Genomic DNA, 24,998 nt, shown 5'->3' with positions numbered 1-24,998 from the left:
AGTCCGTGTTGCCGCGCTCGGGCGGTGCGACGCGTGCGCTCGAACCAAGAATTTGCCACTTCCGCAATGGGCTCTGAAGCCGACTTGCGGCGCAGCGGCATCGGAAGCCAAATCACAGCGTGGTTACCGTCGCGACCGGCCCATTGCGGCCATTCACTTGCGGCTTGGCATGCTGCGGCGCGGCCCGTGAGGCCGGCCTTTCGCTGTAGCCGCAAAATATGATGCTTTGCGAAATCACAGTGTGCGGGACTCACTGACATCCGTAAAGACCGGAATAGTTCCTTCAAATCAAGGAAGGAGGTAGTAGAGTGATCGAAGGCTTGAGCCACATGACCTTCATCGTCAGGGACCTGGACAAGATGGAGAAGGTGCTGACGCAGGTTCTGGATGCGAAGAAGATCTACGATAGCGGCGATGAAACATTTTCCCTGTCCAAAGAGCGTTTCTTCGACGTCGGAGGACTATGGATCGCCACGATGGAAAGCGCCCCGCTCGGGTCGCGCACCTACAACCACGTCGCTTTCAAGATACCACCGGGCAAGTATGGTGATCGGTTGAATCGTATCCGAGCGCTTGGACAGGACGTCCGAGAAGGACGGTCACGGGTCGAAGGCGAGGGGCACTCGATATATTTCTATGACCACGACAACCATATGTTCGAATTGCACAGCGGTACGCTCGACGAGCGTTTGGAGCGCTACAGGTCGCCGCCAGCGAGCAGCAGCTCGTAATCCACCTGCTGCATATCCTGGCCGAACGCCATGGATCGGACCGTTCGCACAGCTTCAAATCCGGCGGACTCGTAGAGCCCACACGCTTCGGGATGTCGATCAAAGGTCGAGACACGAACTGACTTGAACTCTTTCTCCCTCGCTGCGGTCACGACGGCGCTCAAGAGACGCTTCCCGGTGCCTCGGCCACGATATGCCTCATCAAGATAAAACAATCGTATCCGAGATACGGTCGATGTTTCAGCGCTGAGAAATATGCAGCCAACAGGTTGACCACCGCATTCGGCGATCAGGTAAAATTTGCGCACCTTTGACATCTGACCTTCCACCAGATCCAATGCCGCGCTGACGGCATAAACGAAGGTGGAATCGAAGTTGTGAAAGGTGCGATAGAACCGCATGTTGGCATCTGCGACCCAAGTGCGGTCCTTTCTTTGATATGATCGAAATGCAATCGAGCTTTTTGGGTTTTCTTGCGGGAAGGCCATGATCGCTGACCTTTGCCGCGATGTGCAAAAAGGTCAACAAGGGCTCCCTTCTGACCTTCGTCGCGACAGCACACAAGAGCAGCAACTTTGTCGAAGGCCGAAGTCGGCTGAGCGGACAAACCAGAGTTATGCAGATGCCGCTATTGCTGACGCAGCATAGGTTTGCCATTGCGGCACATATTTTGCCGCGTGACAGCCCGCGCCACCAGACCGTTCATTTGCACGGGGCGACTTCCATGAAACCACGGCTGCCAAATCGCAGCGGCTAGCCAGAGTATCGCCACGGCGGACTTAGCCGACCCTGGAACCTTCCTCTTCGCCACAGCGATCGCAGGTGATTTGGCCGCAAGACATAATCTCTGGCGCTGAGTTACTGCGCTCTATAAGTAAATGGCCAAACCACGGCGCTTGCAATCGTACAGAGAGCGCAAAGCAAGAAATAGATCGTCCCAAATCCGAAGCCCATATCAAGCAGCACCCCTGCCCCGCCAGGGCCGACAGCGGCAGCGAAAATCACAATCATGGTGACAACGGAGCGAATGGCGCCAAGATGGTCTGTTCCAAAGGCCTCGGCCCAAACCGCGCCATAAAGGTTGAGCGAGAAGCCATTTGATATGCCGACGAGCGCCATGAAAGGCACCATGATCCATGGTGCAGTGCTGACTGCGAGAAGCAGACACGCCACCAACAGCGGGATCAGATAGTACGGCAACAGCGCCACGGCAGAGAACCGATCAACCAGCCATCCAGCACCAAATCCCGCAAGAATCGTGGATACGGCCATGACGGAATATGATGCCGTGAAAGCATCCAACCCCCACCCGCGGGTCTCTGTCAGATGGACCTGATGAAAGAAAATCGTATTGACTACCAAAGCCATTGGCAGAATGGCAAAAACATATGCGTGGAACTCAGGTCTTCTGAGGACCTCGGCACGCGTCAGACTACGAACGCTTTGGTCAGGTTCACCGGCATGCGCAGTGTCGGCTACCGCTTCGGCGGTCCTTTCTGATGATGCAAGTCGCATCAAAAAGGGTGTGAGCAACAGCAACATGACCGCAATCAAGATCCAGCTTGTCCGCCAGCCGATCAGTGCAGAAAGCGCAACAAAGGACACAGGCAACAGCATCTGGCCGATGTTTTGTCCGATCGATGTGACAGCAATGGCCATTCCCCGCCGCGCATTGAACCAGCGCCCAACCACGACAAAGGCGATATGAGTCAGGAAACCCTGGGCAAAAATGCGCAGGATCAGCAAACCCAGCAGAATGATCTGCAACGACACCAGCGACTGAAACAATACGGCACCTACCGCCAGAACAGGCAACAGGATCGCAATAAGTTTGCGTGGTGAAAGCTGATCGCTCCATTTTCCGGTGGCAAAAACCGCCACTCCGCTGAGAAGCGTCAGCACCATGTTCAACAGGCCTATGTCGCCATGTGACAGGTCGAATTCCTGACGGATGTCGCCAATGCTCAGGCCAATAAAATAGGTTTGTCCCAGCGATGACAGGAAGAACAGGACAAAGCCCACACCCAGCCAACGCAGGTTTCCGGCAATGAACCCATGGGTGGACAGAAGGGACGCTCGGGCCAGTGCAATCATGTTATCAGTATCCCGAGTAACCGGTGTCGGAGAGGTTGTGCACTTCCGACCCGATGAGCGGCGGATTAAAGACGCTGAGCAGCACAAGATCGGTGTCGCCGGTATTGCGCAGTGTATGCGCGTCGTTCTTTTCCAGCCCATAGAGCACATCGGGACGCAGCGCGTGGGTTTTCCCGGTCGAGGTCACGACCTCGCCGGTTCCGGCGATGCAGTAGCAGGCTTCCAGATGGCGTTTGTATTCCATCCGGGCCTCGGTGCCCGGGTAGACCACGGTGCGGCACACCGTAAAGCCCATCTTGTCCTGATCGGTCAGGTAGCGATGGCTGGTTCCGCCGCCCCATTCCACACACAGCCCGGCTTGGGCAACGTCGTTGATATCACGCACAATCATGTTGATTACTCCCGGTCGCAGTGATGGTTGTTTTTGCGGCGTCAAAACAGATTTGACCGTAGTCCTGCAGCGAGATGCCATAGCGCACGTCGGAATGGGCGGACATGACCTGCAGATCGCACCAATATCCTTGTGCGGGCGCATCCTCGGACAGCACGGCCATGCCGCAGGTGTCCTGTAACCGTTTCGCAGCTGTGCCACACAGCCGAACAAGCGTGGCGGCCTTGGCACGGCAAATCTTGACCTCTTCCGCAGAAATGCTGCGCGCCTGTGATCCCTTGTCATGAAGCCAGTCCAGCAAATCCCGATAAAGGAGTTGCGCCGTGGTCAGCTCCATCGCGCTCTCACCAAGAGCCGTCAACTCCGGTGCGCTGTTCAGGCCAACGTCCCTTGTGCGACGCACGATCAGACGTTCATGTTCGCGAAAGAGCGCCTCAGCGCAGCCCAGGATCGGTGCAATCAACGAGGTCCCGAGATAGGCGATCATGGGCATCGACCTAAGATAGTTACCATCCACCTCATCGGAGGGGCGATTCCCCTTCAGGCACGGTTCCCAGTCGGCAACCTCAGTTTTGGGAACCGAAAGTTCGACGGAAAAGCTGTGGGTGCCGCTGGCCATCAGCCCAGAAGTTTTCCACGTCCGTTCAATCGAAATGCGACTGGTTTCGCAGGGCACGTATCGCGGTTGTCCATTCGGTCCGGCGGGCAGTTTCAACAGGACCCAGTCCGCATGATCGATGCCGGAACTGTTCACGAACCGGCCCGAGATCGTGAGGCCGCCATCATCGTGGTTAATGATGTTCGTGTCGCGTGCGGCCATGGCCGTGGCAATAACCGGTGCGGGATTATCCGAAAAAACCCGCTTGGCAAGCGCATCTGGAAACCGATCAGCGATAAGCGCGTGTCCGATACAATTGACGAGGACCCACCCCGTTGAGGGGCAGGCTTGCGCAGCCAGGCGCGAGATTTCGCAAATTGTTGTCCAATTGACTTCGGGCGCCTGCCACACACCCATAAAATCAAAATGCTTCAGCTCCGCTACAGTCTGCTCAGGCAAAGCATCGTGACCGCGTCGAGAGCGAGCGCGGTCACGCCAGGACCGGGCGGCATCATGGACTTTGGTGCATATCGCCGGATCAGCCATTGGATGAAGTGCCGGCGAAATCAAAACGCGTCCGCCTGATCAAAGACGAAATCGCTTTCGATAGCCATGGGCCCGAGCCGACCGCAGAAGGTCTCCAGCGCCACGAGATCGTTGGAGGCGGCAACCTCGTAGAAATTGGTGCTGTGCCAAATCACCCTTGTATGGGCAAAATGGTTCTGCGCTGCCGTTGCGAACTGCTGCAAAGTGACCTGACCGCGCACCATGTCATGCAGGAAATTACGGGTTTTCCATTCGATTTCCTCGATCGAAAAATACCGTGTTTTGAAATTCATGTCTTTGGCGGTCTCCCGGCGCTGGTACTCCATTGGGTCGTCGTGGTTCATCTTTTCCAGGAAGATCGCGACACCGTCGGAGGCAAGGTGGGACGCCACATGCGCCAATTGCCGTGTCCGTTCCGGTCCATAGAACTGCAACGCGGCGGTTTCATAGATCAGGTCAAACCCATCCTCGAACCCCGCGGCCGGAGCGAGCACGTCAAATAGGCTGCACTGTGCATATTGGCTGATCTCGGGTTGAGCGAGACGTTTGAAATACTCCTCGTTTGCCGGATTCGGGGAACAGGTCAGCGTGCGGATTGCGGCCCCCGCCAAATTGGCTAAGGTTCTGGCTTGGGTTCCGTCGAACGCGTCCATCTCAAAAAACTGCAGAGGTCTGCCAGTTTCAGCCTGCCGTTCCAGAGCCCATTCCGCCGTGGCACATCCGATGCGCGCCATCTCTTCCTGAATGCAGGGGATGCTTGCCATGAAGTGCATGAACAGGGGGCCTGCACCGTTGCTGAGTTCTGTCTGGTAGGCGGCGCGATCTGCGCCGACGTCGGATTCTCCGAAGACGGACGTGACCGGCGCCTTGGGGCGCTGGATGGCACCTGTCGCCAGCTTGTCAAATCGGGTCCCGAGTTTTTGCATGGACGACCCGCAATAGCGGCCTCCCTCGGGCTGCACGGTATCTGATATGATGGTCATGAAGTGGGCTCGTTGTGCTGCGTGTTTTGAAATTGGGTGAGCACTGTCTTGCGGCAGAGCTTGCCGGAACCTTCGCGGGGAAGGGTCTCCAGCAGCAGATAGCGGTCCGGCTGCATATGCGCTTCGAGCCGCTGATGGCAGGCTTTTCTGAGGGCCGCCTCGACAGCGTCTCGCTCATCCGGGTTGAAGTGACCTGCCACGGCCAGGCCGGGCAAATGCCCATCTACGGGGTGGGGGATAGCAACGACCAAAGCGTCGCGAATTCCGGGAACTGACAAGGCGGCGCGTTCGATTTCGCGCGGGTCGACCTGAAAGCCGCGCCGAGTGAACATTTCATCACGTCTTCCGACGAACCAGTAGCATCCAGCAGCATCCCGGCGGAACATATCACCGGTGCGGAACACCTTGGTTTCCCCGAAGACGTCATAGAGCATGGTTTTTTTGGTTGCGCCTGCGTCGTTCCAATAGCCTTCCATCAGCTGCGGACCGGCGAGTGCGAGCTCGCCGATCCGATCCGTACCGCGGACGATTTCATCGTTTGCATCTAGAAGGTAGGCGCGCAGCCCAGGCAGAGGGCGGCCGATTGATCCGGCGGCACCATCAAGCGCGCTATCGGGAAGGTAGGCAATGCGTTTGCATTCGGTCATGCCGTAACTCGACAGGATTTCGGCATTGGGGAAAATTCGGCGCAATGCAGGCAAAAGCGCGATTGGAAATGCTTGTCCGGTGGAACAGATGTAACGCAGGCCGGGGTATCGCGTTTGCGGGCCTGCTCCCGCGACAATGTCGTGCAGCACGTTCGGAAATACGTGCAAGCCCGTCACGCCATGTCGTGTCATCCGGTCGAATATGGAGCCGCTGGCATCGGGCGATTTGCGCTCCATCACCACGGTGGCTCCGGCGTTCAACGGGATGAAACAATTGTAAAAGCCGAAATCGGATCCAAGCGTCGCAAAGGACATGACGACATCGGTCCCGTCGATACCGATGTAACGGGTTACAGCCGATTGCGCGGCAAGCATGGCCTGTGTGCGCATGGCGACCCCCTTTGGATGGCCTGAAGAGCCAGAGGTGTAGAAAATCGCGCCCAGGTCCGGACTTGTCGAAGCAAGGTCATCCCGTCGCGCCAGAATGTGCATGTCGTGTTCCGTGAATGCAGGCGACAGGCCATGATCGGCAGTGTTGACTCGATCCATCCGGTCGGTGACCAGAAAGGACGCACCGCAATTCGCGAGTTTTTGCGCCAAACGCCTGGTGCTGAAGCTGTGGTGCATCGAGGTGAACGTCGCGTTGGAGAGAAGCGCACCAATCGCTACTGTAACCGCTTCTGTGCTGTTTTCGGTGTAAAACGAAACGCGTTTTCCGGGCTTCAATCCGCGCTTGCGAAATGCACGGGCAACACTTTTGGCCCGGGCCAGCGTTTCCGAAAAGCCCGCCACCTGATCATCGACGATGATCGCAGGACGTTCGGGTGAGCGTTGGGTGTTGGTCAGAAACCCATCAAGAAAAGCGCTGGACAACATCGGTTATGCTTGGTCCCGGATCAGAACTGGGCCCACGGCTGCACCCTGGGCTGCGTTTATGATCGGCACCGCTCCCTCTGCGGATTTCGCCCGCAAAAGCGTCGAGGCATGGCTCCCGCCAACGAAGCTGGGACCGAAACACAGGTGGCGCGTATGGTTGCCGGTGTCATCGACCCATCTGCAGGCATTTGGAACGATGTCCTGAGCAATATAACTTCTGGAAGCTGCTGCAACCACGCGGTGATCAAAGGTGATGCCGAAGCCGCCGTAATCATTAACAGGCTTGTAAATGACCGGACCATTTTTCGGGTTGTGATGAGTTGCCATGGCGGTCTTGGCGACGTGTTCCCGCACATATGTGAGACGGTTGGGATCAAAACACGCATCAGCGATCGGCTCGTGCAGCAAGGCGAGATTGGCCTTGTTATCAAACAGCAGGTGGGCCGGGCCGCCAATGAAATCCAGTTCGGCAGCACGGTCCAGTGCGATGAGGTCGAGCAGGAGTGAGTGCGGGACGTCATTGCGCTGGATCTCGGCGAACGTGCACATGCAATAAATGGCATCGATCCTGCGCCCCCCGAGAGACGCGGTCTTGCCGTCCGCGCAGATGTCCGAGAGCCGTGCGAGAGACACATCGAAGCCAAGATCGGAAAGGCCGTCGCAGAAGTCGACAATGTGCCCCTTGGGCTCTTCTGCTTCCTCTTTCGTGGCGACGGCAACAAGCAGATGGCGATGTGACGTATCTGTTGCGCAGCGCCGCAGGACACGCCCGAGCGCATCTGCCAGCGTCTTCATGGAAGCCGGGGGCCGCAGGACAATCCCCTGTTGGGTCAGCGCGTTACCCTGATCGGTTTCCGCGAAACGTGATTGAACGGTGTCAGCCAACGCAAGGCTGCCGTTCGAAGGGCCAAAGTTCACCTCAAGAACAAGAGGGCCGTCAGGACCAACGATCAGGTCAGGTCGGCAGAAGAAACGCCCTAAAAGCAATCCGCGGTCGTCGCTGTCGAACGAAACCAAGCTGCGCATTTCGGTCGGAATACCCTGCCATTCCATCATGGCCTCCACCGACCCGGCAAAGACAGCATCGAGAATGTCGGCGACCAAGTTCGACACTTCGAGGCCAACAGAAACGATGTCATCTGCGAATGCCGCATCGAATACCGGCAGCGGCGCGATGACGTCTATGTAGTTGTCCGGGTCAGGCTTATACGTACTCGCGTCAAGAAAAGAAGTGTCTTCGGGGTCACGACCTTTATCGTAGCGCAATGCCGCTCGAACGACCTCTGATCCAGAATCAAACATCAATAAACTCTCTTTAGGGTAGCGCTAACAATTTGGTAAAGTGTTACCGTCGTACGGCCAGCTTTGCAACCTATGGTTTTAGGCGCTGCGCGAGTTCCCGCCAAACGCGCCATCGTTTCACACCTAGAATGACCGGATTTCCCGCCGCAAGGCGGCACGAGTCCTTTCGCACCTGCTGAAATGCTTGTGCTGCGAGCGCGCGCAGCGAAGAATCACAAGGACCGCGTCGGGCTCAAAGCCGCCTTGCGGCGGCGCAGCGGGCTGGTCACGCGCCTGGACGGCTGAAGGTGCTTCCGTTGGTGGCCGCAGGCAGCCCAAACACGAAATTCATACAGGGTGCAATGAAGGCGCTGCTGCGAGCGCGAGAGCTTTCCCGAAAGCCGCCGTTCAGCAGACGGTGGCGGCCCTTGCTGATGCTGCGGTCAGCTCCAAGGGCAGCGAGGCGCAGATAGTGACCTTTGCAAAGTCGCAGCGGCCAGCCAGGCCCGAAGACGTGACCGGCCCTTTGCTGCCGGTCGACAGCATCAGTTGCTGCATTGCCGCTTTCCCCGAAGCCGTCACTCGACCGGCTGCGCAGCAAGAACCCCGCCACCGCGTGAGGGCTCGGGACCTGCCGGACGTCCAAGTACGCTCAATGTCCCGCTGCCCATCCAAGAAGTATGTCGAAGTTTCTGACGCAATCCGACATGAGGGTCTGTTGCATTAACGCTGTAAGCGCGGCGTGATAGCTGCAGCCACTCCCGTTATGCGGCTTCGGGGAAAAGTTTGGCCACGAAGTCGATCTCGTTAGCAACCCCTCTCTCGCAGTTTTCGAACTGGCCCTTTCGGATCGTTCGGTAGGTTTCGATCCCGGCGAGAGCCGCCTTGGCTCCGGCCATGGTCCGGAATCCGCGCATCGGACGTAGTCGCTGCGTCAATGCGGCATGATCGCTCTCGATCCGATTGTTCAGGTATTTCCGATCGACGTGCCGGATCACATCCTCCGGCGCGAGGCGGGCATTGATCTGGCCAATTACCTTCGCATAGCTGTGCGCCTTGTCAGTGACGATGGTCAGCGGATGGTATAGGCGTACGGCTTCCTGGGCCTGTCGCATAAAGGCCCTTGCCGCCTTGGCATTTCGCTTTGCCGTCAGCCGAAAATCGATCAACTGGCCAAACTGATCCACCGCTCTCCAAAGGTAGCACCAGCGCCCGCCGACCCGGATATAGGTTTCGTCCACATGCCACTGCAGCCCACGCCAGGACCGATGGGCGCCATAGGCACGCTTGCGGATCTCGGGGCCGAACTTGAGAACCCAACGGTGGATGGTTGAGGCATCGACCTTCACGCCCCGCTCAGCTAGCATGTCACGGACGTCGCGGCACGACAGTGGGTAGCGACAGTACCAGCGCACCGCAAGCAAGATGACCTCACGCGGAAACCTATGCCGCTTGAACGGGTTCTTGCGTTGCGCCATCGGCTCCTCCATTGTCAACTGTGAGTGAAATCTGCGTGATCCGAGAAGTTAATGCAACGGACCCGTGCGGTGTGTGTGCAGGAGGTCAGCCGATCAGTTCGAACTTGTTCACATCGACCATGCCCCTGTCAGTGATCTTAAGGTTAGGGATCACAGGCAGCGCCACGAAGGCCAGTTGCAGGAAGGGTTCCTCCAGATCGGTGCCCAGTTCGGCGGCGGCCTTGCGCAGCGCGCGCAGCCGGTCGCGCACCTCGGCGAAGGGTTCAAGGCTCATCAGCCCCGCCACCGGCAGCGCCAGTTCCGCCATCACCGCGCCGTCGCAGGTCACCACCACGCCGCCCTGCAACTCCCGAAGGCGGTTGGCGGCCAGCGCCATATCTTCGTAATCGGCGCCGACCGCGACGATATTGTGGTGGTCGTGACAGACGGTGGAGGCGATGGCCCCCCGATTCAGCCCGAAGCCGCGCACGAAGCCATTGCCGATATTGCCGTTGACCCCGTGCCGCTCGATCACCGAGATCCGCAGCAGGTCGCGGTCGGTATCGGGCCGTTTGTCGCCATCCTCGACCGGTACCACCTCGTGCAGGTGGTCGGTTAGGATCTGGCCCACGCGGATGCCGATCACATCGCTGTGCGGCGCATTGGCGGCGAGGCGGAAATCGGTGGCGGAGATCTCTGCCGCTTTGACCGAAGTCAGCCCCACCGGGGCGATCTTGGCGACGGGGGCGCTGAAGACCTCCGACAGCAGCCGCCCGCCGCAGATCACCTCCTGCGCATCGGCCTGTTCCAGGCTCTTGACCATCACGATATCGGCGCGTTTGCCCGGCGCGATCAGGCCGCGATCCTTCAGCCCGAAGGCCTCCGCCGCTGAAAGCGTCGCCGCGCGATAGGCCGCCAGCGGTGAGACGCCAAGCTGGATCAGCCGCCGGATCATGTAGTCCAGGTGCCCCTGTTCGGCGATGTCGAGCGGATTGCGGTCGTCGGTGCACAGACACATATAGGGCGCGGTAAGGTCGTTGAGCAGAGGCCGCAGCGCCTCCAGATCCTTGGAGACCGACCCTTCACGGATCAGCACTCGCAGGCCCTTGCGCAGCTTTTCCAGCGCTTCGGGCAGATTGGTGGCCTCGTGTTCGGTGCGGATGCCGGGGGCGATATAGCCGTTCAGGTCGTTGCCGGACAACAAGGGCGCATGGCCGTCGATATGGCGGCCCCGGAACAGTTCCAGTTTCTCCATCACCTCGGGCGCCTCATGCAGGACGCCGGGGTAGTTCATCATCTCGGCGAGACCGATGGCGGAGGGATGGTGCATCACCTCCGCCAGATCGGCGGCGGAGAGGGTGGCGGCGGTGGTTTCCAGCGGCGAGGAGGGCACGCAGGAGGAAATCTGGACCCGCAGGTCGATCGCCGTCAGCTCGCTGGCGCGCTGGAAGTAGCGGATGCCCTCCAGCCCCAGCACATTGGCGATCTCATGCGGATCGCAGATGGCGGTGGTGACCCCGAGTGGGGCCACGCAGCGTTCGAACTCGAAGGGGGTGACCATCGAGCTTTCGATATGCAGGTGGGTATCGATGAAGCCGGGCACCAGGATCAGGCCGGTGGCATCGATGACCCGCTTGCCGCTGTAGCTGCCGAGGGTGCCGACGATGCGGTCGCCGCAAATGGCGACATCGCCTTCAAGGAGCGCGCCGGTGATCAGGTCGAAGATCTGGCCGCCGCGGATCACCAGATCCGCCTCCTCAAGGCCACGGGCACTGCGGATCAGCCGCGACAGCGACGGAGTGGCGGATTGGGTCATCTTTGCGGGGCCTCGCTCTGGTTCGGGTCGGGCAGGATCAGTATGTCCTGCGCAGGCGCGCCCATGTCCTGAAAACAGACCGGACGCAGCCAGCGGTGGATCGACAATTCTCCGACTGAGGTCGCGCCGAAATTGGTCGAGGCCGGGTAGGGGCCACCGTGCACCATCGCGGCGGAAACGTCGACCCCGGTGGGGAAGCCGTTGAACAGCACCCGCCCCGCCTTGCGCGCCAGCAGCGGCAGCAGCGCCTCGGCGGCGGCGTGGTCGGCGGGATCGCGATGCAGGGTCGCGGTCAACTGGCCGGGCAGGGCGGCGGCGATTCGAGCAAAGGCATCGGTGCCGCTGGCGCGCACGATCAGCCCGGCGGCGCCGAAGACTTCCTCGGCCAGGGCCGGGGTGTCGATCAGCTCGGCGTCGCTGCACTGGAACAGCGCCATGTCGGCGCTGCGACCGGTGCCGTCGGTGTTGCCGTAGACCTGTTCGGCCAGCCGCGCCAGATGGGCGACGCCGGTGTGATAGGCGCTGGCGATGCGCTCGGTCAGCATGGTCTGGGGGGCGGTGTCCTTGGCCGCCGCGATGGCGGCCTGGGTGAAGGTCGCGACCACATCGTCCCGATCGGGCAGCACGATAATGCCGGGATTGGTGCAGAACTGCCCCGCGCCGAGGCCCAGTGAGGCGACCCAGCCGCTGGCGATCCCGGCGGCGCGGGCGCTGGCGGCGGCCTCGAAGACATAGACCGGGTTCACCGAGCCCAGCTCGCCGAAGAAGGGGATCGGCATCGGGCGGCGGTGGCAGAGGTCGAACAGCGCGCGCCCGCCGCCAAGCGATCCGGTGAAGCCGACGGCATTGATCAGCGGATGTTGCACCAGTGCCGTGGCGATCTCGCGGCTGCCCGCCTGCAACAGCGAGAACACGCCGCCGGGCAGCCCCTCGGCGACAATCGCGGCCTGGATGGCCTGAGCCGCCACTTCTGAGGTGCCGGGATGGGCGGAATGGGCACGGAAGACCACCGGACATCCCGCCGCCAGCGCCGAGGCGGTGTCGCCCCCCGCTACCGAGAAGGCCAGCGGGAAATTCGAGGCGGCGAAAACCGCCACTGGGCCGATGGGGCGGTGCAGCAGCTGCTGATCGGGCCGGGGGGGCGTGCGGCTGGCATCGGCGGGCACATGGCGCGGCATCAGGTCGTCGCCGCGCGCCACCAGATCGGCGAACATGCGCAACTGGCCGACGGTGCGCCCGCGCTCGCCCTCAAGCCGGGCGGCGGGTAGACCGGTCTCGCGGGTGCCAATCTCGGTCAGAGCCGCGCCGCGGGCCTCTAGTTCGGTGGCGATACGGCGCAGGAAACGGGCGCGGGCGCTGCCCGGCAGGCGCCCATAGGTGGCAAAGGCCGCCTCGGCCGCCACGACCGCTTGGTCCAGGTCCGCCGCGCCGGGGGCATGGAACGTATCGGGGGCGCCGTCCACCGGCGCGTTGGTGAAGCGGGGACCGGTGCTGTGCCAGGTTCCGTCGATCAGGCTTCCGCCATGCAACATTGTCATCTTCCTTCAAAATCCTTCAGAGTAGGTTGCGGGTCGCCAGAGAGGCGATCAGGGCGCGGGTGCCAAACGTCCAGGGCGGGCAGGCATCGGTGGCGGCCACCGTGTTGCGCAGGGTGCCGAGGCCGGGGCAGGAAATTTCCACCACGTCGCCCATGTGATGGGTGAAACCCTGTCCCGGCGCGTCGCGGTCCTGGGTGGGGGCGAAGAGGGTGCCGAGAAACAACATCAGCCCATCCGGGTATTGATGGTGGTGGCCAAGGGTCTGGGCCACCAGATCGGCGGGGTCGCGGCTGATCCGGCGCATGTCGGACTGACCTTCCAGCACAAAGCCGTCCGGCCCTTCCACCCGCAAGGAAATCACCGCGCTGCGCACGTCGTCGAGGCTGAAACCGTCGTCGAACAGCCGGATCATCGGGCCGATGGCGCAAGCGGCGTTATTGTCCTTGGCCTTGCCCAGCAGCAGGGCGGAGCGGCCTTCCACATCGCGTAGGTTCACATCGTTGCCGAGGGTGGCGCCGAGGATCTCGCCGCGGGAGTTCACCGCCAGCACCACCTCCGGCTCCGGGTTGTTCCAGGCCGAGCCGGGGTGCACGCCGATCAGCGCCCCGGTGCCGACGGCGGAGAGCACCTGCGCCTTGGTGAAGACTTCAGCGTCAGGGCCGATGCCGACCTCCAGATACTGGCTCCAGAGGCCAGCGGCTTTAAGTTGGCGGGCCAGTTTCATCGCGGCTTCGGAGCCGGGGACGAGCCCTTCGATGGTGGTGCCGATTTCCTCCTCAATCTGCAGGCGGATGCTCTGGGCCAGAGTGGCATCGCCTGCTGCGCGTTCCTCGACCACTCGTTCGATCAGCGATTCGGCGAAGGTCACGCCGCAGGCCTTCACCGCCTGAAGGTCGCAAGGCGCAAGCCAGGCCCCGGCGCGGGTGATCTCCGCCACCGGGCCGAGATCGCGGCCCGTCGCCTGCTGCACATATTCGGCGGGGCGTTCCATCTCGAAGATATCTCTGACCAGCGCGGCGCCTTTGGTGGTGATGTCGATCACCCGCCCGTCGCGCTCTGTCACCACGCAGGGGCCGGCCTCGGTCTGCACCCTGCCTATCATCAGGGGCGTGTTCGCATCGCTCATTTTTTTCCTCCGGTTGTTGCCGCCCTTTGTGCTGCCCCGCGCCCCCGGTCGGGGCCCCACGGCAGTTCGGACTTGCAATGTTGATTGTCTTATCGTATTACAATCTGACGAAAATACAATAAGCCTCTGACCAGAGGATGTCGGCTCTGGCAGAATTAACGGGGAGAGAAGGATGCCCGTCACCAGTGAAATCGAGCAAGCCGTGGCCGAGCTGGAGCAGCGCTATAGCGAGGCCAATCCCGAAAGCCTTGCGCTGCACCGGCGGGCGCAGGCGGCGATGCCCGGAGGCAATACCCGGACCGCGCTGCATTTCGATCCTTTCCCGCTCTATGTGGTGCGCAGCACCGGATCGCGGGTCACGGATGTGGACGGGCACAGCTATATCGATGCGCTGGGAGAATTTTCCGCGGGGCTGTACGGCCACAAGGAACCGGCAATCCTGGCCGCCGCGCAGCGTGCGCTGGAGCTGGGGGCGTCGAATGGCGCGCCGGGGGCCTCCGAGATCGACCTTGCCGAGGTGGTTTGCGCCCGTTTCCCAGCCATCGAGCAGGTGCGGTTCTGCAATTCGGGCACCGAGGCCAATCTCTATGCGCTGCAACTGGCGCGCCATGCGACCGGGCGCAACAAGCTGATGGCCTTCCATGGCGCCTATCATGGCGGCGTCTTTGTGTTCTCCGATGTCGACAATGCGATGAATGCCCCATTCGACTGGGTGTTCGGCCGCTATAACGACATCGAGGGATCGGTGGCGATGATCCGCGAGCAGGCGCAGGATCTGGCCGCCGTCATTGTCGAACCGATGATGAGCAACGCCGGGTCGCTGCCCGCCAGCCGCGACTTCCTGCGCGGCCTGCGCGCGGCCTGCGACGAATGCGGGGTGCTGCTGATCTTCGACGAAGTGGTGACCTCGCGGATCGGGGCGGGCGGGATGCAGGCGCTCTATGATGTGATGCCGGATCTGACGACGCTAGGCAAATATCTGGGCGCGGGGTTCTCCTTCGGCGCCTTTGGCGGGCGGGTGGCGCTGATGGCGCATATGGATCCGTCGCGTCCGGGGGCGCTGCCCCATGCCGGGACCTTCAACAACAATCTCTTCACCATGCTGGCCGGTCACGCTGGTCTGACGCAGGTCTTCACGCCCGCGCGCGCGGTGCAGCTGACCGAGGCGGGCGATGCCCTGCGCGCCCGGCTGAACGCGGTGGTGCGCGAGAGTAATGCGGCGGCGCAGTTCACCGGTCTGGGATCGATCATGAACCTGCATTTCACCGGGGGCGAGATCCACGGGCCGGAGGACCTGCGGGAAGTGCCGCGCCTCACGTATAAGCTGTTCCAGCTCGAAATGATCCTGTCCGGCGTCTATCTGGCGCGGCGCAGTCAGATCAATATGAGTCTGGCCATTTCCCCTGAGGATGCAGACCATATCGTCGAGTCCGTGCGCGCGTTTTTCAAACGCTGGGCTCATCTGATCTGATTTCCAAAGGACGCAAACGACATGACCCTCAAACCCGCGATCACCCATATCAGTGTCACCGATCAGGTGGCGGATTTCATCGTGATGGAAGTGGCCTCCGGCAATCTGAAACCCGGCGAGAAGGTTGCGGAGCGGGAGATCTGCGAAAGCCTTCAGGTCAGCAGGGTGCCGGTGCGCGAGGCTATGCGGCTGTTGCAGGCGCAGGGGCTGTTGCATGCCAAGCCGAACCGGGGCGTCTTTGTCAACGCGCCGAGCATGTCGGAGACGATGGAGATGCTGGAGGTGCGCGAGACCGTCGAGGGTATCGCGATCCGCCGCGTTCTGAGCGACCCCGACCGCAGCGCCCAGACCCGGGCCGCGCTGGACCGCTGCGTACGAGAGCTGGAGAAATGCGCGCTACTGGACGATCTGCCCGCCTATTGCCGGGCCGACCTTTCGTTTCACCGGACCCTTATCGAGCTGAGCGGCAGTTCGGTGCTGATGTCGCTTTGGCAGTCGATTTCGCGCAACGTCTTCGTCTTCCTGCTGCATGAGCGCAGCGACGTCTTCGACTTTGAGGAGTCGATTGAGGATCACCGCCGACTGGTGCAGGCGATCTTCGAGGATCCGACTGGGCTTGCCGCCGAGCTGAAGCACCATTTGATCGGCCCCATCTTGAAAAACCACCCGGAGATCAAGAGCGATGAACACACGTGAACTTGGACAGACTGGCGCGCATCCCTCCTGCGTAGGCATGGGCGGGGTCACACTGGGCGAGATCTACGCGCCGGTGCCGGATCATGTAGCGCGCGCCACGCTGGAGGCTGCTTGGGACAGTGGAATCCGCTATTTCGACACCTCGCCTTGGTACGGCCACGGGCTGAGCGAGTTGAGGTTCGGCGAGATGCTGCGCAGCAAGCCGCGTCAGGACTTCGTGCTGTCGACCAAGATCGGCCGCACTTTCTTTCGCCCGCAGGAGCCGGAGACCTATCGTCCGACATTCTGGAAAGGCGGCCTACCGTTCGATTACCGGTTCGACTACACCTATGACGGCATCATGCGTTCTTACGAGCAGAGCATGATGCGGCTGGGCATCAACAGCATCGACCTACTGCTGATCCACGATCTGGACGTGGCCGAGATCGGCTCTCAGGATCTGGTCGATGCTCATTTCCGCGATCTGGAGAAATCCGGCTGGCGGGCGCTGGAGATGCTGCGCACCTATGGCGAGATCAAGGGCATCGGCGCAGGGGTCAATATCCTCGGCACCATCCCGGAGATGCTGCGCCGGTTCGACCTCGATTTCTTTCTGGTGGCGATGCCCTATACGCTGCTGGATCAGGAGGTGCTGGAGGCGGAATTCCCCGCCTGCGCCGCGCGCGACGTGGGTATCGTGATCGGTTCTCCCTTCGCCTCGGGCATCCTGGCCACCGGCACAACGGTAGAGACACCCTTTTATAACTACGTGCCTGCAGAGCCGGAGATGGTCGCCAAGGTGCGCGCTATCGAGGGGGTCTGCCACGAATTCGACGTGCCGCTGAAGGCGGCGGCGTTCCAGTTTCCGCTGCTCAACCCGATTGTCGCCACCGTGGTGTCCGGCGCGGGCAGCCCGGAGCAGGCGCGCGAGAATGCGGCGCTGCTGGATGTGGCGATTCCGCGGGGGTTCTGGACCCGGCTGCGCGATCTGTCGCTGATCCACCCGGACAGCTTGCCGGAGGTAATGCGGTGAGCCGGATCGCGATCCTCGGCCTCGGGTATATGGGCGTGCCGATTGCCAACCGGCTGGCGTCTGCCAGCCATGAGGTCTGCGGCCTGACCCGCGACGGGAACCGCCGTCCGGGGCTGGACGGAGCCGTCGCGGTGCGCCCGATGGAGACGCCCTGGGGTCGAGCAGCGGAGGGCGGGACAGAGGTGTTAATTCTCTGCCTGCCCGACGCCGCCGCAATCCGGGCTGCGCTGGCGCAGACGAAGGTGCTGGACAGTCTCGCATCGGGGGGGCTGGTGATCGACATGGGTACCACCGGGCTGGAGGGCACTCGCTGGCTGGCTGGGGAATGCGCAGCGCGCGGCATCGACCTGGTGGACGCGCCAGTCTCCGGAGGCGTGGTGGGGGCCGAAGCGGGACGCCTGACCTTGTTCCTGGGTGGTGACGCGGGGGCGGTGGCCCGCGCCGCCGACATTCTGCGCGCCTGCGGCACACCGCATCACCTGGGCGAGACCGGGGCGGGTCAAGCGGCCAAACTGGCCAATCAAATCATCGTGGCCGACACCATCGCGGCGGTGGCCGAGGGGCTGGAATTCGCCAGAACCCTCGGCGTCGATCGCGCCAGTCTGTTGACTGCGCTGGCGGGGGGCTTTGCCGACAGCCGGGTATTGCAGGTGCACGGGCCGAAGATCGTGGCGGAGGAATACGGCAGCGCCGGGCCTATCCGCCTGCATCTGAAGGACCTGGGGCTGGCGCAGGCGGCGGATCCCGCCGCTTTCGCGCGGCTGGAGGTGGCGAATGCGGTGGCGCGCACCTTTGCCGATCTGGCCGGGAACGGCCATGCGGAGACCGACCACAGCGGCTATGCCCTGCGGTTCCGGCAGGAGGAGGCGGAGTGATGGCCGGGTTGAGCGCAGCGGCGGATGCGATCCTGATGCGCCATCTGGGGCGTGGTATCGACGATCTCGTGTCAGAGGGCGGGGCAAAGGTGATTGCCCGCGATCTGGCCTGGTCGGAGGGGCCCTGCTGGTGTCCCGGCGCGGGGCAGTGGATCTTTTCCGACATCCCCAACAACCGGGTCCTGTCCTATAGTGCGGCGTATGGCCTCGGCCTGTTTCGCGCCCCGGCGCAGAACGCCAACGGCCATTTCGCCACTGCGGGCGGCACGATCCTGTGTTGCGAGCATCTGAGCCGCAGCGTGACCCGCCAGACCCCGGACGGTCAGTGGCAGACCCTCTGTGACAGCTACGGCGGCGGGCGGCTCAATTCGCCCAACGATGTGATCGAGGCCTGGGACGGGGCGGTGTGGTTTACCGATCCCACCTACGGCATCCTGACCGATTACGAGGGCGCCCGGGCCGAGGCCGAACAGGCGCAGAACCGGGTCTACCGGATCGCCCCCGATGGCACGGTCAGCGCCGAAATCGCCGATCTGAAGATGCCCAACGGCCTCAGCATCTCCGCCGAGAGGCGCTGGATCTATGTGGCCGACAGCGGTGCCGACATGGGACCGGAGGTCGCATTCGATGCCGAGGGACCGCGCGATGTCTTCCGCTATGCGCTTAGCGCCGAAGGCCGGGTCGCGGGTCGGGGGCAGCCGTTTTGCAGGGTGCTGAAGGGCGTGCCTGACGGCATCCGCACCGCGCCCGAAGGCGGGCTCTGGGTGGCCAGCGGCGCGGGGCTGGAACGGTTCGACGCAACCGGCGCCCGGCTCGGCTGTCTCGCCTTCGACAAGCCCGTCGCGAATTTCGCCTCCGGGGGGGAGGGCGATGACGAAATTCTGATCACCGCGTCCGACGCGGTGATCCGGATAACAAAAGCGGAATAAAACCCGCGCCACAGATAACCAACAGGAGACTGTAACATGACCAACCTGAGCAAAGCTCCCCTCCGGGTCGCCGCAGCCTTGGCGCTGGCGCTATCGGGGTTGACCGCCTCCGCCGCAATGGCCGAGGACATCGCCCCGGCGCTGCTCTACGATCTAGGCGGCAAATTCGACCGGTCCTTCAACGAGAACGCCTATTACGGCGCGGTGGAATTCCAGGAGGAAACCGGCATCGCCTTCCGCGACTTCGAACCCACCAACGAAGCGCAGCGCGAACAGGCGCTGCGGCGGTTTGCCAGCAGCGGCGGCGATCCCATCGTCACCATCGGCTTTAGCTGGGCGGCGGTGATGGAGAAGGTGGCGCCGGATTTCCCGGATACAAAATTCGTCGTGGTGGATACATTCGTCGACCTGCCCAACGTGCAGTCGGTGGAGTTCCGTTATAACGAGGGCGCCTATCTGGTCGGCGCGCTAGCCGGGCTGACCACTGAAACCGGTACCGTCGGCTTTGTCGGTGGCATGGATATCCCGATCATACGCGACTTTTCCTGCGCCTATCGCCACGGGGCGGAATCGGTGAATGCCGAGGTCGCGGTGCTGGAAAACATGACCGGCACCACGCCGTCGGCCTGGGCCGATCCGGCGCGCGGGCGAGAACTGGCACTGGGGCAATACGACCGGGGCGCGGATATCGTTTTCGCGGCGGCGGGCGGCACCACGATGGGCATCCTTCAGGCGTCTGCCGATGCGGACAAGCTGTCGATCGGAGTCGGCGTCAACCAGAACGGCATTCAGCCCGGCCATGTGCTGACCTCGGCTACCTCGGAAGTTGGCCGGGCGGTCTATCTCGCCTTCAAGGCCGCTGCAGACGGTACTTGGGAACCGGGTCTGAACTCACTGGGTTTGGCTGAAGAGGCCGTCGGCTGGGTGATCGATGACAACAACCGCGCCCTGGTGTCGGCCGAGACCGAAGCCAAGGTGAACGGAATCCGTGACGCCATTGTAGCGGGCGACATCAAGGTGCCCAGCTATTTCGAAACCGATAGCTGCCCGAAGTAACGGCACGCGGAAACTTGGGCGAGATCATGCAAGTCACAGGTTACATTCCCGATTGGAGCGTCAAGGCCGGCGCCCCTTTCACGGTGCATGCGGCCTCTGTCTCAGGTCTCGTCTATCTGCATCTGAGACAACATCTAGGGCCGGTGTCGACACCCTGTGACTGGCCTCAGACCAGCAAGGCGGTGACGGATGTGCAGGCACTCCGTTGCGACCAGACGGAGCTTTCGGTGCCGTCGGGGTCGTGGTTCGAGGTCAGGATCGGTTCTGCACTGGAGGCCGGGTTCGAACTCGGCTTCGATCTCCGGCTGCCCGCCTCGGGCGCGGCTTGCGGTGGGATAGCGGCTCTGATCGGTGGCAGTGCGGGTTTGAGGATGTCGATTACCGACCGTTTTACCCCGGTACTGGAATGGATCGAGGATGAACGTGTGGTGGCTGCGCAGGAGGTCGATCTGCGACTGGACCCGATGCGGTGGAATCGCTGCACCCTAGGTTTGCGCAATGATGCGTTGGAAGTTCGAGTGCTCGGGCCGGAAGGGCAGGGAGCCGCGTTTGATATGGCGCTGTCTGTGCCGACAGCGCGGCTCGACCGCCTGATCCTCGGCGCGCTACCGGGCTGGCCCGCGAGCCGCTGTCGCATCGGCCATCCTGTGTTGCATGACGCCATGGGTCGCGAGTTGGCATGCTGGGATCTAGCGCGTGCGGCGGCGCATCCGATGGCGGTTTCTGATAGGCAGCTCGGCGCTTTCGACGGCTGGCTGCACGGTGCCCCGCGCAGGGCGGTCCCCGCTCGCGGTTGGACCGGTGAGCATGTCCCTGGCACCGCACCCGAGCAGTTCAACGCGGTCGACCTGAGCGGCGACGATCTGGAGGACGCGGGCTGGCCTGTGCTGACCACCCTGACCGCGCCGGAGGAGACGGGCGTCTATTCCGCGATCCTGTCGACCGGGCCAGAGGTCAACTGGGCGGATCGCGAGAGTTTCGACGCGCTGCCTCTGTTCGTGACCCCCGGTGCGGCGACAGGCGCACGGGTCGCGCTGGTGATGCCGACCTTCAGCTATCGCGCCTATGCCAACAACAGTTTCTGGCAACCCGAAGACCCCGAGCAGTTCCCGCAGGCGGGGCCGACGCAGTCGGCGCCCCTGTATGAGGCGGCGGCGCAGATGGGGTTGAAATCGCTCTATTGCCAGCATGGCGATGGGAGCGGCGTGGCGCTGGCCTCGGCGCGGCGGCCGCAGTTGACGGTGCGGGCGGATTTCCACTCGCAGCTTCTGGGTATGCCGCATCAATTCGCTGCCGATCTTGCGATCCTCGACTGGTTGCGGGTCAGCGGAACTGCGTTTGATGTCCTGACCGACGAATGCCTCGACGATGAGACCGCGGATGTTCTGGCAGGGTACGATGTGGCGATCACCGGATCGCATCCCGAATATTGCACCCGCGCCTCGCTCGGCGCCTATGACCGGCACCGGCAGCGCGGCGGTTCGATCCTCTATGCGGGGGGTAACGGGTTCTACTGGCGCATCGCGCGTGCTCCGCAGGCGCCGCATCTGATCGAAGTGGCCCGCCGCGAGGGTGTGCGCACCTGGGACGCCGAGCCGGGCGAGGCCTGCCATGCCCTCGACGGCAGGCCGGGCGGGCTGAGCCGCAATTTCGCCCCCGCGCCAGAGGCAATCTTCGGCAACAGCTTCTGCGCCATGGGGTTCTCCGGCGACGGTTCTTACCAGCGAGCGCCGGATCTGGACAGCGGGTCTCTGCCGCCCCGGATTGCGCAGGTGTTGGCAGATCTCGGCGATGCGCCCTTCGGCGTTGCGGGGCTGGAACTTGATGGGGTGCGTCCACAGGGGTTCCGCGCCGGGCGGCGGCATGTGCTGGCGCAAGCGGTTGAATTACCCGCGGGCTATGTCCCGGCCATCGAAGATTTCCCGTCGTTGGACGGCTTTTCTACCGGTGCGGAGGCAAAGCTGCGCGCCGCGGTGCGGGGGCAAATCGTGCTGGTGGAGCATGCTGCGGGGGGCCTCGGCCTCTCCATCGGGTCCATCCGCTGGGCCGAGGGGCTGCGCGACTCGGGGGACCGCCGGTCCTGTGCGGCGCTGTTGACGGCGGCGCTGCACGACATGCTGGAGCGGTCCGGCCACAGGACAACAAAAACACAAAAAACTACAGAACAAGAACCGACAAGGAGGTCACTAGATGACGGATCAGGAGGCAAGTCACCTTGAATTTCGCGATATCAGCAAATCGTTCGGACCGGTCGTCGCCAACAACAGCGTGTCCTTCAAGGTCGAACGGGGCACCGTTCACGGGCTGATCGGCGAGAACGGCGCCGGCAAGACCACGCTGATGTCGATGCTCTTCGGGCTGTACGATCCCGACGGTGGCGAGGTGCTGATCAATGGCGCGCGGGCCGATATCAAGACGCCGAGCGATGCCATCCGCCTCGGCATCGGCATGGTGCACCAGCATTTCATGCTGGTGGAGCGGCAGACGGCGCTGCAAAACCTGATGCTGGGCAGCGAAGGGGGCTTCTGGCTGGGGCGGCGCAATGGCCAGGCCCGCCGCGAAATCGAGGCGATCCAGCAGCGCTACGGGCTGGAATTCCCGCTAGATGTGCCAGTGGGTCAGTTGGCGGTCGGCATCCAGCAGCGGATCGAGATCGTGAAGGCGCTCTATCGCGGGGCGGAGCTGCTGATCCTGGACGAGCCGACCAGCGTGCTGACGCCGCCCGAGGTGGAGCTGCTGTTTCATGTGATGCGTGATCTGGTGGCGGACGGCAAAACCGTGGTGCTGATCACCCACAAGTTGCAGGAGGTGATGGAGGCGACCCGGAATGTGACCATCCTGCGCCATGGCGAGGTGGTCGATACCCTGCGCACCGCCGAGACCAGCCGCGAGGCGCTGGCCGAGGGCATGGTGGGCCGGGCGCTGCGGGCGCGGCCGGTGGAGCGCAAGCCCTGCGGCGAGGCGGTGAAGGTGAGCGTCGAGAACCTGACGGTCTGCGACAGCCGCGATATCCGGCTGGTGCGGGATGTGTCCTTCGAGATCCGCGAGGGGGAAATCCTCGGGGTCGCCGGGGTTTCGGGCAACGGCCAGTCAGAAATCCTGCGGGCGATGGCGGGGTTGATGCCGGTCACCTCCGGCAGGATCCGCATGCGCGATATCGAGATCGGGGCGGGCGACAGCATCGGTCTGGCGGAGCTGCGCCAGCGCGGTGTCGGCCTGGTGCCAGAGGATCGGCTGGGCGAGGCGCTGGTCGGCGCCTGGCCGGCCTCGGAAAACGCGGTGCTGGGGCTGACCCGGACCCCGTTCTACGACACTTTGACCGCGCGTTATCCTGGCGCGGAGATGCACAGCGAGTGGTGCGGCGACCTGATGCGGGACCATGATGTGCGCCCCGCCGACCCGGCGCGGCGGATGAGTTTCTTTTCCGGCGGCAACCAGCAGAAACTGGTGATCGGGCGCGAGCTGAGTTTCGACCCGGATGTGCTGTTGATCGGCCAGCCGACCCGGGGCGTCGACATCGGCGCTATCGAGTTCATCCACGACCACTTGCGCCAGGAGCGCGACAAGGGCAAGGCGCTGATGGTGGTTTCGGTCGAGCTGGAGGAACTGATCGCATTGTCGGACCGGGTGCTGGTGATGTTCGAGGGGCGCTCCATGGGGGTGCTGGACAAATCCGAGTTCTCCGAGCGCCGGATCGGCATGATGATGGCGGGCTACAGCAAGGAAGCCACCGCCGAAATGTCCCAGGAGGTGGCAGAATGACCGCACATACCCAATCCGCACTCGGCGGCCTGCTGGCCTCGCTCCTGAATATCGCCGCTGCCCTGTTCCTGGGCGGGGTGCTGATCCTCGCGGTCGGCGAAAACCCGTTCCGCGCCTATGCGGCGGTGCTGGAGGGGGCCTTTGGCACCGTCGACGGCATCGGCTACACGTTGCATTACGCGACGAACTTCATCTTTTCCGGCCTCGGCTTCGCGCTGGCGGCGCATGTGCGCCAGTTCAATATCGGCGGCGAAGGGCAGGCCTATTTCGCGGGGCTGATCGTGGCAGTGCTGTGCATCTGGCTGCCGTGGATGCCCTGGTGGGCGCTGCTGCCGCTGGCGGTTGCGGGGGCGGCGCTCTTCGGGGCGGCCTGGGCGGCGGTGCCCGCCTATCTGGTGGTGCGGCGCAATTGCCACCTGGTGATCACCACCATCATGTTCAACTTCATCGCCTCGCTCCTGATGATCTACCTGATCGTGAGCGTGCTGCGCCCGGCGGGGTCGATGGCGCCTGCCGGACCGGGGCTGGAACCGGGGCAGCGGCTGCCGCAGATCATCGACATGATCAACAGTTTCGGCTTTCGCTTCCAGCCCGCGCCGCTGAACGTGATGATCTTCGTGGCGCTGGCGGTCAGCTATGCGGTCTACCGGGCGCTGTGGCGCACCAAATGGGGCTATGAGCTGCGCGCTGCCGGGGCCAACGACCGTGCGGCCCGGGTGGCCGGGGTGCCGATCGGGCGGATGACCGCGCAGGCGATCTGCCTGTCGGGCGCGCTGGTCGGGCTGATGGCGGTGAACGAGATCATGGGCGCCCAGCATCGCCTGACGCTGGATTTCGCATTGGGATACGGGTTCATCGGCATCGCGGTGGCGCTGATCGGGGCCAATACGCCCCTTGGCATCGTGGCGGCGGCGGTGCTGTTCGGGGCGCTCTATCAGGGCGGGGCCTCGCTGGTGTTCCTCTTCCCGAGCGTCTCGCGCGAGGTGGTGGTGGTGCTGCAAGGGCTGGTCATCTTCTTCGCGGGGGGCCTGGCGACGATGCTGCGCCCCTATGCGGACGCATTGACCGGGGCGCTCTTGTCGCGGTCCACGGCTAAAACAGAAGGAGCCTGAG

22 protein-coding genes are annotated in these 24,998 nt (G+C 62.9%); 10 read left to right on the top strand and 12 right to left on the bottom strand.

All coding sequences use genetic code 11. From position 1 onward, the window contains the following. Positions 1–308: 308 nt before the first annotated feature. On the top strand, positions 309–731 hold the full coding sequence (gene fosX, locus MHM97_RS17160) for a FosX/FosE/FosI family fosfomycin resistance hydrolase (protein ID WP_239323697.1): 423 nt from the start codon (positions 309–311) through the stop codon (positions 729–731). On the opposite strand, the gene MHM97_RS17155 is transcribed toward fosX, so the two are convergent. The 12 genes from MHM97_RS17155 to MHM97_RS17100 all read right to left on the bottom strand — a co-directional run bounded on the left by MHM97_RS17155 (position 698) and on the right by MHM97_RS17100 (position 14,084). Further along, positions 698–1,219 (bottom strand): GNAT family N-acetyltransferase, encoded by a 522-nt coding sequence (locus MHM97_RS17155; RefSeq protein ID WP_239323694.1) that lies wholly within the window; start codon positions 1,217–1,219, stop codon positions 698–700. The genes fosX and MHM97_RS17155 overlap by 34 nt on opposite strands. A 370-nt stretch (positions 1,220–1,589) precedes the next feature. Then, positions 1,590–2,825 (bottom strand): MFS transporter, encoded by a 1,236-nt coding sequence (locus tag MHM97_RS17150; protein WP_239323692.1) that lies wholly within the window; start codon positions 2,823–2,825, stop codon positions 1,590–1,592. A 4-nt stretch (positions 2,826–2,829) separates the two neighbouring features. Continuing rightward, the gene (locus MHM97_RS17145; RefSeq protein WP_239323690.1) at positions 2,830–3,216 is read right to left on the bottom strand and encodes an ectoine synthase; all 387 of its coding nucleotides are present in this window, start codon (positions 3,214–3,216) and stop codon (positions 2,830–2,832) included. Beyond that, positions 3,203–4,360, bottom strand: a complete 1,158-nt coding sequence (locus MHM97_RS17140; protein WP_239323688.1) for a hypothetical protein — start codon at positions 4,358–4,360, stop codon at positions 3,203–3,205. Before MHM97_RS17140 ends, MHM97_RS17145 begins: the two co-directional genes overlap by 14 nt. A 20-nt stretch (positions 4,361–4,380) precedes the next feature. Then, a complete protein-coding gene (locus MHM97_RS17135; RefSeq protein WP_239323686.1) occupies positions 4,381–5,343 on the bottom strand; it encodes a hypothetical protein in 963 nt (320 codons plus the stop codon). Continuing rightward, positions 5,340–6,866, bottom strand: a complete 1,527-nt coding sequence (locus tag MHM97_RS17130; RefSeq protein ID WP_239323684.1) for a class I adenylate-forming enzyme family protein — start codon at positions 6,864–6,866, stop codon at positions 5,340–5,342. Before MHM97_RS17130 ends, MHM97_RS17135 begins: the two co-directional genes overlap by 4 nt. Positions 6,867–6,869: 3 nt before the next feature. After that, a complete protein-coding gene (locus MHM97_RS17125) occupies positions 6,870–8,168 on the bottom strand; it encodes a hypothetical protein (protein ID WP_239323681.1) in 1,299 nt (432 codons plus the stop codon). 387 nt (positions 8,169–8,555) lie between these two features. Continuing rightward, positions 8,556–8,705, bottom strand: coding sequence for a hypothetical protein (locus MHM97_RS17120; protein WP_239323679.1), 150 nt, complete (start codon positions 8,703–8,705; stop codon positions 8,556–8,558). A 206-nt stretch (positions 8,706–8,911) separates the two neighbouring features. Further along, positions 8,912–9,625, bottom strand: a complete 714-nt coding sequence (locus MHM97_RS17115; protein ID WP_239323678.1) for an IS6 family transposase — start codon at positions 9,623–9,625, stop codon at positions 8,912–8,914. Between the two features lie 85 nt (positions 9,626–9,710). Continuing rightward, a complete protein-coding gene (gene ade, locus MHM97_RS17110; protein ID WP_239323677.1) occupies positions 9,711–11,420 on the bottom strand; it encodes an adenine deaminase in 1,710 nt (569 codons plus the stop codon). Further along, entirely contained in the window at positions 11,417–12,952 is a 1,536-nt protein-coding gene (locus MHM97_RS17105; RefSeq protein WP_370645751.1) for an aldehyde dehydrogenase (NADP(+)), read from the bottom strand. The genes ade and MHM97_RS17105 overlap by 4 nt, the downstream gene beginning before the upstream one ends. A 22-nt stretch (positions 12,953–12,974) precedes the next feature. After that, complete coding sequence (locus MHM97_RS17100) at positions 12,975–14,084, bottom strand: fumarylacetoacetate hydrolase family protein (protein ID WP_239323675.1); 1,110 nt, start codon at positions 14,082–14,084, stop codon at positions 12,975–12,977. A gap of 172 nt (positions 14,085–14,256) precedes the next feature. Between MHM97_RS17100 and MHM97_RS17095 the strand changes: the two genes are divergently transcribed. From MHM97_RS17095 to MHM97_RS17055, 9 genes are read left to right on the top strand one after another with little or no spacing between them, the layout of a single operon-like run. Further along, entirely contained in the window at positions 14,257–15,555 is a 1,299-nt protein-coding gene (locus tag MHM97_RS17095; protein WP_239323674.1) for an aspartate aminotransferase family protein, read from the top strand. Positions 15,556–15,576: 21 nt separating this feature from the next. Beyond that, positions 15,577–16,251, top strand: a complete 675-nt coding sequence (locus MHM97_RS17090; RefSeq protein WP_239323672.1) for a GntR family transcriptional regulator — start codon at positions 15,577–15,579, stop codon at positions 16,249–16,251. After that, on the top strand, positions 16,238–17,263 hold the full coding sequence (locus MHM97_RS17085) for an aldo/keto reductase (protein ID WP_239323670.1): 1,026 nt from the start codon (positions 16,238–16,240) through the stop codon (positions 17,261–17,263). Before MHM97_RS17090 ends, MHM97_RS17085 begins: the two co-directional genes overlap by 14 nt. Then, a complete protein-coding gene (locus MHM97_RS17080) occupies positions 17,260–18,138 on the top strand; it encodes an NAD(P)-dependent oxidoreductase (RefSeq protein WP_239323667.1) in 879 nt (292 codons plus the stop codon). Before MHM97_RS17085 ends, MHM97_RS17080 begins: the two co-directional genes overlap by 4 nt. Continuing rightward, entirely contained in the window at positions 18,138–19,067 is a 930-nt protein-coding gene (locus MHM97_RS17075) for an SMP-30/gluconolactonase/LRE family protein (protein WP_239323664.1), read from the top strand. Before MHM97_RS17080 ends, MHM97_RS17075 begins: the two co-directional genes overlap by 1 nt. Positions 19,068–19,103: 36 nt before the next feature. Further along, positions 19,104–20,123, top strand: a complete 1,020-nt coding sequence (locus tag MHM97_RS17070; RefSeq protein WP_239323662.1) for a BMP family lipoprotein — start codon at positions 19,104–19,106, stop codon at positions 20,121–20,123. Between the two features lie 26 nt (positions 20,124–20,149). Continuing rightward, on the top strand, positions 20,150–22,342 hold the full coding sequence (locus MHM97_RS17065; protein WP_239323660.1) for a N,N-dimethylformamidase beta subunit family domain-containing protein: 2,193 nt from the start codon (positions 20,150–20,152) through the stop codon (positions 22,340–22,342). Continuing rightward, positions 22,314–23,885 carry an ABC transporter ATP-binding protein gene (locus tag MHM97_RS17060; RefSeq protein WP_239323658.1) on the top strand — a complete coding sequence of 524 codons (1,572 nt, stop codon included), beginning with the start codon at positions 22,314–22,316 and terminating at the stop codon, positions 23,883–23,885. Before MHM97_RS17065 ends, MHM97_RS17060 begins: the two co-directional genes overlap by 29 nt. After that, on the top strand, positions 23,882–24,997 hold the full coding sequence (locus MHM97_RS17055) for an ABC transporter permease (protein WP_239323656.1): 1,116 nt from the start codon (positions 23,882–23,884) through the stop codon (positions 24,995–24,997). The genes MHM97_RS17060 and MHM97_RS17055 overlap by 4 nt, the downstream gene beginning before the upstream one ends. Position 24,998 lies beyond the last annotated feature (1 nt).

It is taken from the genome of Epibacterium sp. Ofav1-8, from assembly GCF_022348185.1.
GTDB lineage: Bacteria > Pseudomonadota > Alphaproteobacteria > Rhodobacterales > Rhodobacteraceae > Epibacterium.
This window is presented reverse-complemented; position numbering and strand designations above follow the sequence as displayed.